At 66.5% G+C, this 13625-nt stretch carries 17 protein-coding genes and 1 pseudogene; 8 read left to right on the top strand and 10 right to left on the bottom strand.

Annotated features, from left to right (window positions below; translation table 11 throughout):
* Positions 1-263: 263 nt before the first annotated feature.
* The 5 genes from ACQ260_RS17185 to ACQ260_RS17165 form a co-directional block, all read right to left on the bottom strand.
* Positions 264-1775, bottom strand: a complete 1512-nt coding sequence (locus ACQ260_RS17185) for a cytochrome ubiquinol oxidase subunit I (protein ID WP_432560691.1) — start codon at positions 1773-1775, stop codon at positions 264-266.
* Positions 1776-1925: 150 nt separating this feature from the next.
* Complete coding sequence (locus tag ACQ260_RS17180) at positions 1926-2573, bottom strand: anti-sigma factor (protein WP_432560690.1); 648 nt, start codon at positions 2571-2573, stop codon at positions 1926-1928.
* Positions 2566-3126: an RNA polymerase sigma factor gene (locus ACQ260_RS17175; protein ID WP_432560689.1), complete on the bottom strand. Its 561-nt coding sequence runs from the start codon at positions 3124-3126 to the stop codon at positions 2566-2568. Before ACQ260_RS17175 ends, ACQ260_RS17180 begins: the two co-directional genes overlap by 8 nt.
* A gap of 27 nt (positions 3127-3153) precedes the next feature.
* Positions 3154-3837 (bottom strand): class F sortase, encoded by a 684-nt coding sequence (locus tag ACQ260_RS17170; protein WP_432560688.1) that lies wholly within the window; start codon positions 3835-3837, stop codon positions 3154-3156.
* Positions 3834-4649, bottom strand: coding sequence for a DUF4397 domain-containing protein (locus tag ACQ260_RS17165; RefSeq protein WP_432560687.1), 816 nt, complete (start codon positions 4647-4649; stop codon positions 3834-3836). Before ACQ260_RS17165 ends, ACQ260_RS17170 begins: the two co-directional genes overlap by 4 nt.
* A gap of 122 nt (positions 4650-4771) precedes the next feature.
* Between ACQ260_RS17165 and ACQ260_RS17160 the strand changes: the two genes are divergently transcribed.
* The 3 genes from ACQ260_RS17160 (at position 4772) to ACQ260_RS17150 (ending at position 7778) form a co-directional block, all read left to right on the top strand.
* Positions 4772-6088, top strand: a complete 1317-nt coding sequence (locus ACQ260_RS17160) for a glycosyltransferase (protein ID WP_432560686.1) — start codon at positions 4772-4774, stop codon at positions 6086-6088.
* Between the two features lie 70 nt (positions 6089-6158).
* Positions 6159-7037 carry an ABC transporter ATP-binding protein gene (locus ACQ260_RS17155; protein WP_432560685.1) on the top strand — a complete coding sequence of 293 codons (879 nt, stop codon included), beginning with the start codon at positions 6159-6161 and terminating at the stop codon, positions 7035-7037.
* 9 nt (positions 7038-7046) lie between these two features.
* Complete coding sequence (locus tag ACQ260_RS17150; RefSeq protein ID WP_432560684.1) at positions 7047-7778, top strand: ABC transporter permease; 732 nt, start codon at positions 7047-7049, stop codon at positions 7776-7778.
* Here ACQ260_RS17150 and ACQ260_RS17145 read toward each other — a convergent pair.
* Positions 7775-8983 carry a glycosyltransferase gene (locus ACQ260_RS17145; RefSeq protein WP_432560683.1) on the bottom strand — a complete coding sequence of 403 codons (1209 nt, stop codon included), beginning with the start codon at positions 8981-8983 and terminating at the stop codon, positions 7775-7777. The two genes, ACQ260_RS17150 and ACQ260_RS17145, sit on opposite strands and share 4 nt — an antisense overlap.
* Positions 8980-9120: a hypothetical protein gene (locus ACQ260_RS17140; RefSeq protein WP_432560682.1), complete on the bottom strand. Its 141-nt coding sequence runs from the start codon at positions 9118-9120 to the stop codon at positions 8980-8982. The genes ACQ260_RS17145 and ACQ260_RS17140 overlap by 4 nt, the downstream gene beginning before the upstream one ends.
* Positions 9121-9219: 99 nt before the next feature.
* On the opposite strand from ACQ260_RS17140, the gene ACQ260_RS17135 reads away from it, so the two are divergent.
* Positions 9220-9540: a hypothetical protein gene (locus ACQ260_RS17135; RefSeq protein ID WP_432560693.1), complete on the top strand. Its 321-nt coding sequence runs from the start codon at positions 9220-9222 to the stop codon at positions 9538-9540.
* A gap of 121 nt (positions 9541-9661) precedes the next feature.
* Positions 9662-10165 (top strand): annotated as a pseudogene (locus ACQ260_RS17130) (glutamate synthase-related protein); the annotation flags it as partial.
* Positions 10166-10178: 13 nt separating this feature from the next.
* Here ACQ260_RS17130 and ACQ260_RS17125 read toward each other — a convergent pair.
* On the bottom strand, positions 10179-10577 hold the full coding sequence (locus tag ACQ260_RS17125; protein WP_432560692.1) for a dihydrofolate reductase family protein: 399 nt from the start codon (positions 10575-10577) through the stop codon (positions 10179-10181).
* A gap of 32 nt (positions 10578-10609) precedes the next feature.
* Positions 10610-11509, bottom strand: a complete 900-nt coding sequence (locus ACQ260_RS17120; protein WP_432560681.1) for a TspO/MBR family protein — start codon at positions 11507-11509, stop codon at positions 10610-10612.
* Positions 11510-11554: 45 nt separating this feature from the next.
* On the opposite strand from ACQ260_RS17120, the gene ACQ260_RS17115 reads away from it, so the two are divergent.
* The 3 genes from ACQ260_RS17115 (at position 11555) to ACQ260_RS17105 (ending at position 12989) form a co-directional block, all read left to right on the top strand.
* Complete coding sequence (locus ACQ260_RS17115; RefSeq protein ID WP_432560680.1) at positions 11555-12019, top strand: MarR family winged helix-turn-helix transcriptional regulator; 465 nt, start codon at positions 11555-11557, stop codon at positions 12017-12019.
* Positions 12016-12492 (top strand): glutathione peroxidase, encoded by a 477-nt coding sequence (locus ACQ260_RS17110; RefSeq protein ID WP_432560679.1) that lies wholly within the window; start codon positions 12016-12018, stop codon positions 12490-12492. The genes ACQ260_RS17115 and ACQ260_RS17110 overlap by 4 nt, the downstream gene beginning before the upstream one ends.
* Positions 12493-12605: 113 nt before the next feature.
* Complete coding sequence (locus tag ACQ260_RS17105) at positions 12606-12989, top strand: VOC family protein (protein ID WP_432560678.1); 384 nt, start codon at positions 12606-12608, stop codon at positions 12987-12989.
* Positions 12990-12998: 9 nt separating this feature from the next.
* Here the strand turns inward: ACQ260_RS17105 and ACQ260_RS17100 are convergent.
* A partial coding sequence (locus ACQ260_RS17100; protein ID WP_432560677.1) for an IS3 family transposase occupies positions 12999-13625 on the bottom strand: 627 nt, incomplete at its 5' end.

Genomic DNA, 13625 nt, shown 5'->3' with positions numbered 1-13625 from the left:
TCCCGGTCGTACTTCTTACGCTTCTCTGGCATCTCATTCCCTATTGTCGATGCCTCCACGCTTCTGGGGAAACCTCATTCCGCAGATATTTCCGGCTCAACGAGGCCACACCCAACCGGTCATCCACCCACGTCGCCGTCGGCGCGAACCCCTTCAACGGGTGAGCCCCCTCAGGCGAGCGCGCCTCAACCCGACCACTCTCAGAAACCTGTGCAGGCTTAGTTAGCCATGAAAATCACTCACCTTTGTCGTCGGTTCGCTCATCAGTAGGCGAAGGTCAGTGGTGCGTCGTCGTCTTCGAGGACTTTGGGTTCTTCGATGTAGTGGTCGAGGCCCTTGCGGATGTAGTAGAGCATGAGTTTGACCTCGATCACGGCGAGGACGGCGTAGATGACGGTGTAGCCGATGAGGGAGAACAGCATTTGTCCGGGGGTGACGCCGGGGGAGACGCCGGCCTGGGTGGGCATGAGGCCGAACACGACCCAGGGTTGGCGGCCCATTTCGGTGAAGATCCAGCCGAAGGAGTTGCCGAACAGTGGGGCCAGGGGCAGGGCGATCATGAGCCAGGGCCAGAGTCGGCCGCGGGGCAGGCGGTCCCCGCGCAGGACCCACAGCATCCAGGCGCCGATGGCCGTGGCGATCAGGCCGAGGGTGATCATGGCCCGGAAGGTCCAGTAGGTGACGACGATGTTGGGGTGGTAGCCGTTTTGGACGAACCAGTCGGCGACCTCGTCGCCGTAGCGCTCGCGCAGCAGGGGGGTGAACTCCTGTTGGTAGCGGGCTTCGAGGGGGCGGATGCCGGGCACGGGTTCGGTGAAGTTGCCGTAGGACAGGAACGACAGCAGCCCGGGCAGGTGGATCGCGAAGATTTCTTCGTCGGCCTCGCGGTTGCCGATGGTGAGGATGGAGAAGTCGGTGGTGGACTCGAACGCGCCTTCGGCGGCGGCCATCTTCATGGGTTGTTTTTCGTACATGGCCTTGCCCTGGAAGTCCCCGGTTTGCATCACGGCCAGGCCGGCGATGATCAGCAGCACCGCGCCGAGTTTGGCGGTGAACCGGAACGGGGCGACTTCGTGGTCGTGATCGGCCAGGGCCTGCATGCCGTCGACGTCGTTGAGGCTGTCGGGGGTGCGGGGCAGGGTCTTGTTCAGCCGGTGCAGGTGCCAGCCGGCGACCGCGGCGAGGAAGGCGGCGGCGACGAGGAAGGCGGCGGCCATCTGGTGGGGGAAGGTCGCGAGGAACACCTTGTTGGTGAGCACGGCGAGGAAGTCGGTGAGCTCGGCGCGGTTGGTTTCGGGGTTGAACCGGAACCCGACCGGGTTCTGCATGAACGAGTTCGCGGCGAGGATGAACATCGCCGACAGCATGGTGCCCAGGGCCACGATCCAGATACAGGCCAGGTGGACGTACTTGTTCAGCCGGTCCCAGCCGAAGATCCACAACCCCAAGAAGGTCGATTCCAGGAAGAACGCCAGCAGCGCTTCCAGCGCCAGCGGGGCGCCGAAGATGTCGCCGACGAACCGGGAGTACTCCGACCAGTTCATCCCGAACTGGAACTCCTGCACCAGCCCGGTGACCAGACCCATCGCGAAGTTGATCAAGAACAGCTTGCCGTAGAACTTGGTCAACCGCAGATAGTTCTGATTACCGGTGCGCACCCACAACGTCTGCAGGACCGCCACCAGCCACGACAGCCCCAGCGTGATCGGAACAAACAAGAAGTGATACACGGTGGTGATGCCGAACTGCCACCGGGCGATGGTTTCCGAGCTCATGGCGGGTCGTTCCTCCCCTGCGACGATCAGGCAGGGGATCAACGGATCATCCCGGCCAGTCCTCCTAGCGTGGGCAAGTGCCTACGCACTCAGTCTTTCGTCGTCACCGCCGCGTGAGGTTGCAGGCGACTTGTGAATTTTCTGGGGACGTCACCGGAGTTCGCCTCGGACGATCGAGTCACCCGAGTGGTTGTTGTCCCCGTCCAAGGGTTCACGCGACAGGTCGACCAGGCGGAAGCCCTCGTCCAGCAGAGGTTGAGAAACGGGGTAGCGAGCGGATTCCACGCCCTCATAGACGCCGATGGACACCATCCGCTTGCCATCGACGTGGATCAGCCAGACCTCGACGATGCCCGCCGCGAACTCGATGGGCTCGTTGGCCAGGACTTGCAGGAAGAGGTCACCGTTCTGCTGGCGTACTATGGCCCGGCCCAGGACTTGGTCGGTGGTGAGCGTACGCAAGTCTGCGGTGAGAACTGCTCGGCCCGTATCGGAGTCGAGCACACCGCGGCCCAGCGCCCCGAGGGCTATCCCTGCCGCGATGCCGCCGCCGAGAGCGGTGAAGAACGTACGCCGCGAAAGTCGTCGCGGCGCGCCTGGCACGACCGCCTCGTCGGGCCTCTCCGCGCCGGCACCGCGACGGTCGGTGCTGTCCTCTGCTCGGAGGCCGAGATCAGCCTCGATCCTCGACCACACACCAGGGGGCGGCGCCATCCAATCGATCCGCTCCGAACGCACACTTCGCACCATCGCGGCTATCTCCCGCTCGCTGTCGCTCAGGTCAGCTTCGTCATCCATGGTTGTCACCCCCGAACCGCTGGCGTAGTTCAGCCAATCCTCGACGCAGATGGCTCTTGACGGTGTTCACCGGCATGTTCATCTGGGCGGCGATGTCCTTCAGCGGTATGTCGTCCGCATAGGCCATCCTGACAATTTCACTCCGCGGACTGCCCAGTCGCTCCAACTCATAGAGCACCACCAACCTGTTCACGACCTTGTCGTCGATCCCTGGCGGCGGGCTCGGGTCGAGTTGCTGGGCGGCCGCCCCCGTGCGTCGATCGGCCCGGAACCGGCTGCGCCGCAGGTCGGCGATCCGGTTGGTCGCGATCCCCACCAGCCATCGCGGCAGGGCATCCGGGCCGGGACGCAGGAGATGCCGGCTCGACCATGCGGCGACAAAGACCTGCTGGGTGATCTCCTCGGCGTCGTGCACGTCACGCAGCGCCCTGACGGCGATGGTGTGGATCAGCGTTCCCCACCGTTCGAAAGCCAACCGCAGCGCGTCCGGCGAACCGGCGGCAATCCCCTCCGCGACCTCGGCATCGGAGGCGTCGGAGGGGAGTGATCGCACGGGGTTCACAGTAATGCCGGCTTCTCCTCACTGCACCGGACTCGCCACGACGACGAGATTCGAGTCCCAGCCTGTTCTCGACGAGAACGCTCCCGCACAGGTAACCAAATGGAGGCGCGGATCCCCACCCCGATCGAACACCTGGTTCAGAGGAAGAGCGTCCTTACCGATCACCTCGAGATCGGTGACTCTGTATTTCACCATGCCCGCCTCGGTTGTGACGATGACCTCCTGACCGGGCCGCAGTCGGGACAGCTCAGCGAACGGCCCGATGCCGAACCGACGTGAGTCGACATGCGCGGCTATGACCACCGCGCCCGTCGGATCACTCGGCGCCGCACGATACCGATACCACCCCGCCACCCACGGATTCTCCGGCACTTCCATCTGCCCGTCCGGGCGTACGCCAACCGCGGCGATCGGAAGGTCGATATCCAGATCGGGGATGATGAGGCCGGTCGGGACGACGGCGGTGCGAACCGGATCACCAGTAGCTGCCCTCGTCGGTGCCGGGGTCGGCAACCCCCGCGGGGGAGCGGGGGTCGCCGAAGTGGTCGGGGGCGGGATACGTGACGCCGGCGGGTTCAACACAGCCGCCGGAATCGGTCCCGACCCCGTGCTCGAGGTGGCGGGGATGACGAGAATGCCCATGACGGACCCGGTAAGAACGGCCGCCGCGACGGCCGTGAGCCAGGACCGCACTTCTGTCACCGGTCGACGCGCACTGGGCGAGGGCGGCTGAAGCCGAGGACGAGACCGGCGGCCACGAGCGCGGAAAGACCGATCAGACCGATCCGCAATGGCGACACCGCAGCGGCCTGGCCGCCGTCACCGGCCGGCACGCCGTCAGGAGTGCTCCCCATGCCGCCGATCACCTGCACGGCGAGCTTCAGGTTGTTGGCCTCGGCGCTGCCCCAGGCGTACACGATCGTGTGCTGGCCATCGGTCAGGTTGACGTCGGCGGGACCGATGGCGACGGTGCTGGTGCCGGCCAGCACCACATCCGCGGACACGGATCCCGCGTCGACGACGGCGGAGGCCTCGTTCGGGTTGCTCAGGTTGCGCAGTGCAGGAGTGCCGTTTGCGCGGACATCCACCGCAGGGGCGGCCGCGGTGTGGCGGACGGTCAGGCGGGCTTTGCCGGCCTCGATGGTCGAGGTGTCATTGACGAAGGGGGTGAGGGTGGGCTGGCCCTGGGCGTTCAGATGGGCGACGACCGTCAGGTTCTTGCCGGCGGGCACCTGGACTCCCTTGGCCTCCACGACGGCAGCCGCGTCGGCCGGGTCGCCGGCCTTGACGACTTTGAGATCGTATTGGCCGGCCGGGAGCATCTGCGGTTCGGTCAACGTGCCCGGCTGGAAGTTGGTGAGGAGCGGCTTGCCATTCGCCCACACGTCGACGGTGGCGTCCGGGATGCCATGCAGCACGGAGACGGCGGACTCGTCCTGCGCGTGGGCCGGCGGTGCGGCCAGCAGGCCCGCGGCGATCAGCGCCAGGATGACCAGGGATCGGAAAAGCTTCATCGGTGTGCCTTTCGACGGGCACAGGCGTGGTTGCCCATGCACTCGTCTTTCGTCGGTGAGGTGTCCAGAAGTTGCGGTGAGTCACGACCGCGGCACCACCGGAAAGACCTAAAATCCATGGCGTGTCCCGCCAGCCAGAGAAATCGCTCGAGCGCACCAGCGACTTTCTCGTCGCCACCACTCCGATCACCGCGCACACGCTCAACGCGAGCAAGTTCGTGGCGCATCTGGTGTCACAGGGTCACCGGGTCTGGTGGTGGTGTGGCGCAGACTTCCAGAGCTACGTCCGCGACCTTGGGGCCATTCCTCTGCGAATGTCGTCCGCCTGTGACTATTCCATCGCCCGTGCCGCGAGCTATGTGCGCGGTTCGTCACTGAGCGCGGTGGCCCGAGTCCGGCGGCTGTATCACGATCTGATCGTCGGCAGGGCGGGCGCCCAGTGCCATGATCTCCTCCGGATCATCCAGCGCATAGGCCCGCAGGCGATCCTGTCCGACACGCTGTTGCTCGGAGCCAGGCCCGCGGCCCACCTGAGTGGCGTGCCGTGGGCGACTTTCGGCGACGGACCGCTGCTGTGGAGCGACGAGGACACTCCGCCGTTCGGGGCCGGCCTGAAACCCATGGCGGGGCGAGCGGGCCGCCATCGCAACCGCAACGTGCAGTCGTGGATAGACAACCGGGTCTTCGGCAGCGCTCGAGCGCACTACAACAAGCTCTGTGCTCGCATGGGAGTGGAGCCTGTGCCGAACCTGCGCATGGCGGGTCTCTCGCCGCGGCTCCACTTGCAGGGCTGCGCTCCCTCCTTCGAATATCCCCGGTCGAATCTGCCCGACAGTGTCCGTTTCGTCGGTGTGCTCGGCACGACCGGCGTACGCAACTCCGCGTCTCCCGGTTCGGCCGCCTCTCGCGGGCGGGGGTCCAGGCCGTTGGCGTTCGTGACGCAGGGAACCGTGCGCCCCGACCTCTCCGAGCTGGCGCTCCCGGCAACGCGGGCGCTCGTCCGGGAGGGCTACGACGTGCTGGTCACCGCGGCCGGGCGAGCGAATGAATGGCGACATGAGTTCGCGACGAGCCCGGAGGGCGGCATCGTCGTCGTCGATCGCATCGACTATGCCGAAGCTCTGGCGGCGGCCGATCTGCTCGTGACGAACGGCGGTTACACGGGCGTGACCATGGCGCTGCACGCCGGAGTGCCCGTCATCCAGTGCGGGGCGACCGAAGAGAAGGCCGACATCGGGGCACGGCTGGAGTGGGCGGGCGTGGGCGTGGCGGTCCGCCGCACCCGCGCCCAGCCCCGAACCATCCGGCTGGCGCTCGGCCGATTGCTCGGCCAGGTCGGACTGCAGAGTTCCCTGGAGAGGATGAGCGCGGAGTTCCGGGCGCACCGGGCCGACGAGCTGGGCGGCCGGCTCCTCGAGAACATGGCCAAAGTTGCCTGACTCCGCGACGGCCGTTCTGGAGGTTCGCGAGGCCGACAAGACATTCAGTGAGCCTCGGGGCGGTGCTTCCGTGCGGGCGGTCCGAGGTGCCGACCTGCTCATCACCCCGGGCGAGACCGTAGCGCTGTTGGGCCCCAACGGCGCCGGCAAGACGACGCTGCTGGACATGATCTGTGGGCTGACGCGACCCACAGCCGGCACGGTCCGGGTCCTGGGCAGGAGTCCCCGGCGGGCGGTGGCGGCGGGACGCGTGTCGGCTGTCCTCCAGAGCGGCGGCCTGCTTCCCGATCTGACGGTCGGCGAAACCGTCGACTTGTTCGCCCGCCTGCATCGCGCCAGGGACAGGGCTGACGCCGTGCTGCAGGAGGTCGCGCTGTCGGCTCTCAAGCGGCGGCGCGTCGGTGCTTGCTCGGGCGGTGAGCAGCAGCGGCTGCGGATCGCCCTGTCCCTCATTCCGGATCCGGAATTTCTCATTCTCGATGAGCCCACCACCGGCATGGACCTCGGCGCTCGCCAATCCTTCTGGCGGGGCATGCGCCAACGCATGGCCTCGGGCTCGACGCTGCTGTACGCCACCCACTATCTCGACGAGGTCGACGGTGTCGCCGATCGGGTCCTGCTCATGGCGGCCGGCCGGATCGTCGTGGACGGATCCGTGGCCGAGGTCCGTCGAGCGGTGGGCGTGCGCATCCTCCGCGGACGACTTCGCTCCGGTCCGGACGAGCGTTCCCTCACCGCCCTGGCGGACCTTCAGGGTGTCACCCGGGTCAGCCCCGGCCCCGCGGGAACGATCGACGTCGTCGCCACTCCCGAAACCATGGACGAGGTGGCCCGCGTCGCGTTGGTCCGCCAGCTGCTCACCGACATCACGATCGAGGATGCGTCCTTGGAAGCCGGCCTGGCGCACCTGCTCGGTGACGAAGCCCGGGTGACGGTGCCCGATGAGTGACGGTGCCCGATGATCTGGGCCTATGTGAGGATCGAGTTGCTGCGGGTGCTGCGTGACCCGGCGCTGATGTTCTTCGTTGCCGTGCTGCCCGTGCTGATCTTCGTCGGGATGAGCCTGGGACTGGCCCCGATGGTCGGTGACGACACGGTCCGGGACGTCGAGGCCTTCCTGATGGTGGGCATGGCGGCGTACGGAGCCGCGACAGCGTCGGCGAACATCGCCGGCCAGGCGGCCATCGACCGGCTCAGCGGGTGGGGTCGACAGCTGGCGCTGTCACCTCTGACCGACCGCGCCTACGTCGCCGCCAAGGCCGTTGTGTCCATGGCCGTCGCGCTGGTGCCGATCGTCGGCACGTTCGTCGCGGGCTCGATCCTCGGTGTGCGGGCGGATCCAGGCCGGTGGTGGGCCAGCGCTGTGTTTCTGGGTGTGGCCTCGCTGCCTTGGGGCGCGTTCGGGCTGGCCGTCGGCTTGGCCTTCCGGAGCGCGTCGGCTCTCACCATCGCCACCGGAAGCCTGGTCGTGCTTGCCTTTCTCGGCAGCACGTTCTTTCCCCTGCCGGGCATGTTCGGCATGATCGCCGCCTTCTCGCCGCTGCACGGTTTCGTCGGGCTGGCGCGGCAGTTGTTCGGCGTGGGGGAGGACGAGTCGTTGATCGTGCTGGTGGCGGGCAGCGTGGTCTGGTCAACGCTGTTCTGCCTCGCGGCACTGCAGGCCGTGCGCAGTCGCCGCTCGACCCGCTAGGTCCGCTCGAGCACCTGCACCGCGTGGGCGATTCCGTCCTCCCGGGCGAGGATCCGCTGGGCAACGCCCGCGCCGGCTGCGTACGCCGGGTCGTCCAGCCGCCGAACGGCCGCCCGGAGTTTCCGGGCGCTCAGCCGGGCCCGCGGGAGCGGACGTGGCCCTGCCCGGAGAGCGTGCACCCGCCGCCCGTAGTACGCCTGATCGCCCAGATGGGGGATCACGAGCGCGGGCTTGCCGGCCGCGAGTGCGGCGTACGTCGTGCCGGCCCCGCCATGGTGGACCACCTGGGCGACATGGGGAAGCAGCGCTGTGTGGTCGAGGCCGAGAGCGTTGTACGCCGTGTCGCCCCAGGGACCCGGTGGCAGCGCCCGGCTTTGCACGACCAGGCCGCGGCCGGGAGGCGTCGCCGCGCGGAACAACGCGAGGTCCGCCACCGGGTCACGGACGAGCACCGACCCGAACGACATGAGCAACGGTTCCGGGTGCCGGCGAAGGAACAGGGCGAGTGACGCCGGCAACGGCGATCGGTCATCTCGTGCGCTTCTGAACCAGCCGGTCTGCACGACGTTGCCTGGCCAGTGTCCGGAGTGCGGAGTGACGAAGGGGCTGGTGGCCATCACCAGGGGACCATGGTCGGGACCGGCCGGGTCCACCATGTCCAATCGGCACCGCAGGTCCTCCGCGCAGGCACCGCCCAGCTCCTGCGTGAGAGCCCACATGAGGTGCGCGATCGCCGTCCCTGTGCGGCCGCGGATCGCAGGAGGAACGAAGACGCACGACGCACTGTTCGGGGTGGGCAGCAGAGGAGCGAACAGGAGGCTGGCATGGCGCGCGCCCCGGGCGTACGCCAGAAGGCGGCCGGCGACCATCGTGACCGAGTTGGACACCAGCGTCGTGTCGGCGTCGACGAGCTCCAGCAGGGCGTCGTTGACCCGCGGTGCGAGCTGGGCGAGCTTGCGGCGCATGGCGAGGTACATCGCACCCGGATTGGCGAGGGAGACCTTCCGCAGTACTCGCGGGCGCGGCCACAGTGAATCCTCCCCACCGGGGATGGTGTGCACGGGAAAGTCGAACCGTTGCCGTGGCGCGTAATCCTCCAAAGCGATCACGGTCGGCTGATAACCCCTACGGGCCAGCGCCCCGGCGAGCCGCAGGCAGGGCACGAGGTCACCCGCGGACCCCGTGCCCACCAGGACGAACTTCACGCGTCGTCCTTGCCCTCGACCGGTGCGTCCTCGTCCTCCTCGGGCTCGAAGCTGTTGTCGGAGCCCGCTCCGAGGCCGGCACCCTCGGGATTGAGGTCAGCCAGGTCGTTGTCATTTTCGTCGGGTCGGTCAGACATCGCTGTTTCCTTTCGGCGTGGTCCCGGCATTTCCCGGATGACCTGCGGTGGGTACTGTCGGGACAAGGATAAGTCGACATTGGTGTTGGGGTGACGGTCATGAGGAAGCGCACTATTGCGGCCATCGCGCCGATCGCGACACTGGCTGGGCTCAGTGCCCGCGATCTGATGCAGAAGGACCATGCGCTGCGGCGGAACTTCCCGATCGTCGCTCGTTTGCGCTATTTCCTGGAGTCGATCGGACCGGAGCTGCGGCAATACATCGTGAGCAGCAACGACGCCGAGCGCCCGTTCAGCCGTGACCAGCGGCGCTGGGGTGTACGCCTCCGCGAAGAAGGAGAACAACTACTTCGGCTTCGGCACCGACAACGACACGGAAAACTCCGCCTATCCCATCATCAAGCAGCGGACCTTCGCTGACGTCGTCCCTGCCTCACCGATCCACGGGCGGGACGTGCCCGTGCCGTCCGCCAAGGTGTTGGGAGCCCCGCGCGGACGCCGGCAGGCGTTCCGGCCGGCATCGGTGGTCAATGTGTCGGCGATGTCCTTCGGCTCACTGAGCCCTCAGGCGATCCAGGCCATCAACCGCGGTGCCGAGATCGCGGGATTTCTGCACAACACAGGCGAGGGCGGCTTGTCCGACCACCACCGCAAGGGTGGCGAGCTGGTGCTCCAGATCGGCACCGGATATTTCGGCTGCCGCGATGCGGAAGGCCGGTTCGATCTCGATCGACTGGCGCGGGTCGTGGAGTCGGCGCCGGTTCGCGCCATCGAGTTCAAGCTCAGCCAGGGGGCCAAGCCCGGTCTGGGTGGCCACCTGCCGGGCGTGAAGGTGAATGCGGAGATCGCCCGAGTCCGCGGGGTCGAGGAGGGCAAGGACGTCGTCAGTCCGTCCCGCCACACCGCCTTCCGGTCGGTCGACGAGATGCTCGACGTCGTCGAGCGGGTGGCGGAGGTGACGGGGCTCCCGGTCGGCATCAAGTCCGCGGTGGGGGACATGGGGTTCTGGGTCGAGCTCGCCGAGTTCATGGCCGACAACAGCCGCGGGGTGGACTTCATCACCATCGACGGTGGGGAGGGTGGCACCGGCGCCGCCCCTGCACGCCGCCGAGGTACAGGCCCCTGCCTTCCTCGTTCTTCAGTTCGCGGACTGCCGTCCCCAGGTCACCGCGCACGAGTTCCGCGTTCCACTCGAGGTGGTCCAGGGTGCTGGAGACGACGTACTTCTTCGCGGCGTTGATCATCCGGGCAAAGGGCTCGGTCCAGGCGGGCAGCGAGGCGTCGGGGTATCGCCAGCCCGACTCCATCAACTGATAGGTCACCCGCCCGAACAGGAGCGCGTCCGCCTCGGCAAGCCTCTCGGCGGTGTAGATGTGGATCTCCTCATCGGGCATGAGCGCGCGATGATCACAGCAGCCGTCCACCGTGATGTTGATCGAGTACCGAAGCGGTCGCATTGCTCCACGCTAGCGACCGCGGCGGTCGTGCGTCACCTGGTGCCGGTCGACAGGGATTCGCGCGGCGACTGGGCGTGCGCAGACCGGGCGCGACGGCGGAGCAGGACGATCACTGCTGCGGCAACGAAGGCGGCGATGCCAATGAGAGCCGTGGTGATGACCTGCGGATAATCACCGTCGAAGCCTGCGGCGGACAGATGCTTGATCGTGATGCCGAGGTACGCCCACACGAACACCAGACCGTAGGCGATGTCCCGGTCGCGCAGGATGACGGCAGTGCCGATGATCGCGCCCACGGCGATGATGATCACCGCCCAGGTGGCGTCACTGATGCCGAAGCCGTTCCATCCAACGCTCACCAGCCACACCGTGATGTTGGCGATCGTGGCGACGGTGATCCAGCCGAAGTACACACTGAACGGCAACCGAACCAGCAGCCGCTCCCGAGTCGACAGGTCGGCGCCAAGAATCGTCCGGGTGATCACGATCAGCAGCACGAGCATCGTGGCCAGCAGCACGGTGGAGAGACCGATCAGGTCATAGTGCCAGGCCAGGATCCACGAGACATTGGCCACAGAGGTGGCGGAGAACAGCACCCCGACCCGGTTCAGCAGACCCGACCGATCGGACGTGTCGGAACCGCGGAACAGCCCCAGTTGATAGAGCACATGCAGACCGAGCAGCAGATAGATGACCCCCCAGATGGAGAACGTCAGGCCTGCCGGGGCGAACAGGTTCGGATAGGCATCCGAGACGCCGCCGGTGGTTCGACCGTTGATCGGCAGGGCGTTGGCGAGAGCGTTCACCGCAATCATCGCGACATAGGTGACGACGACCAGCGCCTTCACCCAGGTTGTGGCGGTCCGGCGCTGTGGGTGCGCCGTCGAAGGGGGCGCCACGCGCCCGGTCTCGTGGGATTGTTCGGTGTTCATGGGTGAAGTATTGCGCACAACCTAATCGCGCGCAATACTTTTGCGGTGGGTTCGAATCTCCAGGTCGATCAGCAAGTGTGTTTTGCTCTGTACGCCGCCTCTCGCGCCACGACTGCGGCGTACCGTCGCGTCTTGGACACGGTCGGGCTCACTTATCCGCAATATCTCGTATTGCTCGCGCTGTGGGAGGCCGATGGCCTCACGGTGGGGGAGCTCGGCCGTCGGTTGCAACTCGATTCAGGAACGTTGTCGCCGCTGCTGCGCCGCCTCGCATCGAACGGCTTGGTCACGCGGTCCCGGCCGGATCGGGACGCTCGTCGGGTGGTGGTACGCCTGACCGATCAAGGCCAGGGCATGCGCGCCGAAGCCGAACGAATCCAGTGCTCGCTGCTCGACCGACTCGATCTGCCTGTCGAGGACCTGGTCCTCCTGCGCGATCTGGCCCACCGTCTCGTGGCGTCCCTCAACGCCTCGCAGGAAACAGAACTCGACACCGAAGGAACGTCATGACCACCCTGCACGACTTCACTGCCTCTACCCTCGCCGGCGAGGACCAGCCACTGTCCGCCTATCGCGGCCAGGTGGTCCTCGTCGTGAACACCGCGTCCAAGTGCGGCCTGACGCCGCAGTTCGAAGGCTTGGAGAAGCTCTACAAATCGCATGCCGACGCCGGCCTCGTCGTGCTGGGCTTTCCGAGCGATCAGTTCGCCAACCAGGAGTTCGACACCGCCGACGAGATCGCTGACTTCTGCCAGCGCAACTATGGGGTCAGCTTCCCGATGTTCTCGAAGATCGACGTGAACGGCAAGGATGCGCATCCGCTGTACCAGTGGCTCCGCAGCGAGTCGGGCGGTCTCCTCGGCGATGCCATCAAGTGGAATTTCACGAAGTTCCTCGTCAACCGCGAGGGCGAGGTGGTACGCCGCTACGCCCCGACCGTCGCCCCCGAAGCCATCGAGAAAGACATCCTCGCCTTGCTGTGATCAGGCCGCCCCGCGGCGTCAGAACTGCCACCGCTCAGCCGATAGCGGCGAGCCGACCCGCGGCGTACCGTGAAAGAGACCGATCACGCTGGTCGATCGCAAGGGGGACCATCATGTTGAGCGATTTCACACCCGTGACGACTCTCGCGGTGAAGGACCTGGACAGTGCACGACACTTCTATGAATCGGTGGTCGGCTTCAGCTCTGGGACGGATGTCGGAGAAGGCGTCTTCTACTCCGCGGGCAATGGCCGCTTCTTTATCTACAAGTCGCAGTACGCGGGCACGAACCAGGCCACGGCAATGTCGTTCCAGGTTCCGGCCGACACCTTCGACGCCGAGGTCGCGGCATTGCGCTCCGCTGGGGTCACCTTCGACACCTTCGACGCTCCGGGCGTGAGCTGGGACGACGGAGTCGCCACGATCGGCGAGGGCATGCGGGGAGTGTGGTTCAAAGACCCCGACGGCAACATCCGGGACTGCTGCACGTTTGGGTGACAAGTTGGGTCAGGCTGCGTGAGCAGCTGGTGTGGTCATGATGGTCTCGTATTCGATCGGGGTCAACCGACCGAGGGCTGCCTGTCGGCGGCGGCGGTGGTAAGTGCGTTCGATCCAGGTCACGATCGCGATCCGCAGCTCCTGTCGGGTCCCCCACGCTCGACGGTCCAACACGTTGCGTTGCAGCAGGGCGAAAAAGCTTTCCATGGCTGCGTTGTCACCGGCGGCACCGACCTTGCTCATCGATCCGACCATGTCGTGGCGGCTCAGTGCGCGGACGAATTTCCGACTGCGAAATTGCGACCCACGGTCGGTATGCAGCACACAACCAGCCACATCGGCCCGTCGGGAAACAGCGTTATCGACAGCCGCCACGGCCAGTCGTGATTTCATCCGGTCGCTGATCGAATAGCCCACGATCCGGTTCGAGAACACATCTTTGACCGCGCACACGTAGAGCTTGCCTTCACCTGTCTTATGCTCGGTGATGTCGGCTAGCCACAGTTCGTTCGGGGCCTGGGCAGTGAAGTCACGTTGCACGAGGTCGTCGTGGACCGGCGGGCCTGGCTTCTTCCCGTTCTTGGCGCGTTTCTTACCGAATGCCGACCACCACTGGTTGGTCGAGCAGACCCGCCA

Source organism: Ammonicoccus luteus, assembly GCF_050880385.1.
Lineage (GTDB): Bacteria > Actinomycetota > Actinomycetes > Propionibacteriales > Propionibacteriaceae > Enemella.
Note: the sequence above shows the minus strand (reverse complement) of the source record. Positions and strands in the feature narration are given on the sequence as shown.

Excerpts from the sequence above, each read along its gene's own strand:
- ACQ260_RS17125 (WP_432560692.1), bottom strand. The coding sequence starts at position 10,577 with ATGCGACCGCTTCGGTACTCGATCAACATCACGGTGGACGGCTGCTGT.
- ACQ260_RS17150 (WP_432560684.1), top strand. The coding sequence starts at position 7,047 with ATGATCTGGGCCTATGTGAGGATCGAGTTGCTGCGGGTGCTGCGTGAC.
- ACQ260_RS17105 (WP_432560678.1), top strand. The coding sequence starts at position 12,606 with ATGTTGAGCGATTTCACACCCGTGACGACTCTCGCGGTGAAGGACCTG.
- ACQ260_RS17135 (WP_432560693.1), top strand. The coding sequence starts at position 9,220 with ATGAGGAAGCGCACTATTGCGGCCATCGCGCCGATCGCGACACTGGCT.
- ACQ260_RS17110 (WP_432560679.1), top strand. The coding sequence starts at position 12,016 with ATGACCACCCTGCACGACTTCACTGCCTCTACCCTCGCCGGCGAGGAC.
- ACQ260_RS17180 (WP_432560690.1), bottom strand. The coding sequence starts at position 2,573 with ATGGATGACGAAGCTGACCTGAGCGACAGCGAGCGGGAGATAGCCGCG.
- ACQ260_RS17140 (WP_432560682.1), bottom strand. The coding sequence starts at position 9,120 with ATGTCTGACCGACCCGACGAAAATGACAACGACCTGGCTGACCTCAAT.
- ACQ260_RS17185 (WP_432560691.1), bottom strand. The coding sequence starts at position 1,775 with ATGAGCTCGGAAACCATCGCCCGGTGGCAGTTCGGCATCACCACCGTG.
- ACQ260_RS17120 (WP_432560681.1), bottom strand. The coding sequence starts at position 11,509 with ATGAACACCGAACAATCCCACGAGACCGGGCGCGTGGCGCCCCCTTCG.
- ACQ260_RS17165 (WP_432560687.1), bottom strand. The coding sequence starts at position 4,649 with ATGAAGCTTTTCCGATCCCTGGTCATCCTGGCGCTGATCGCCGCGGGC.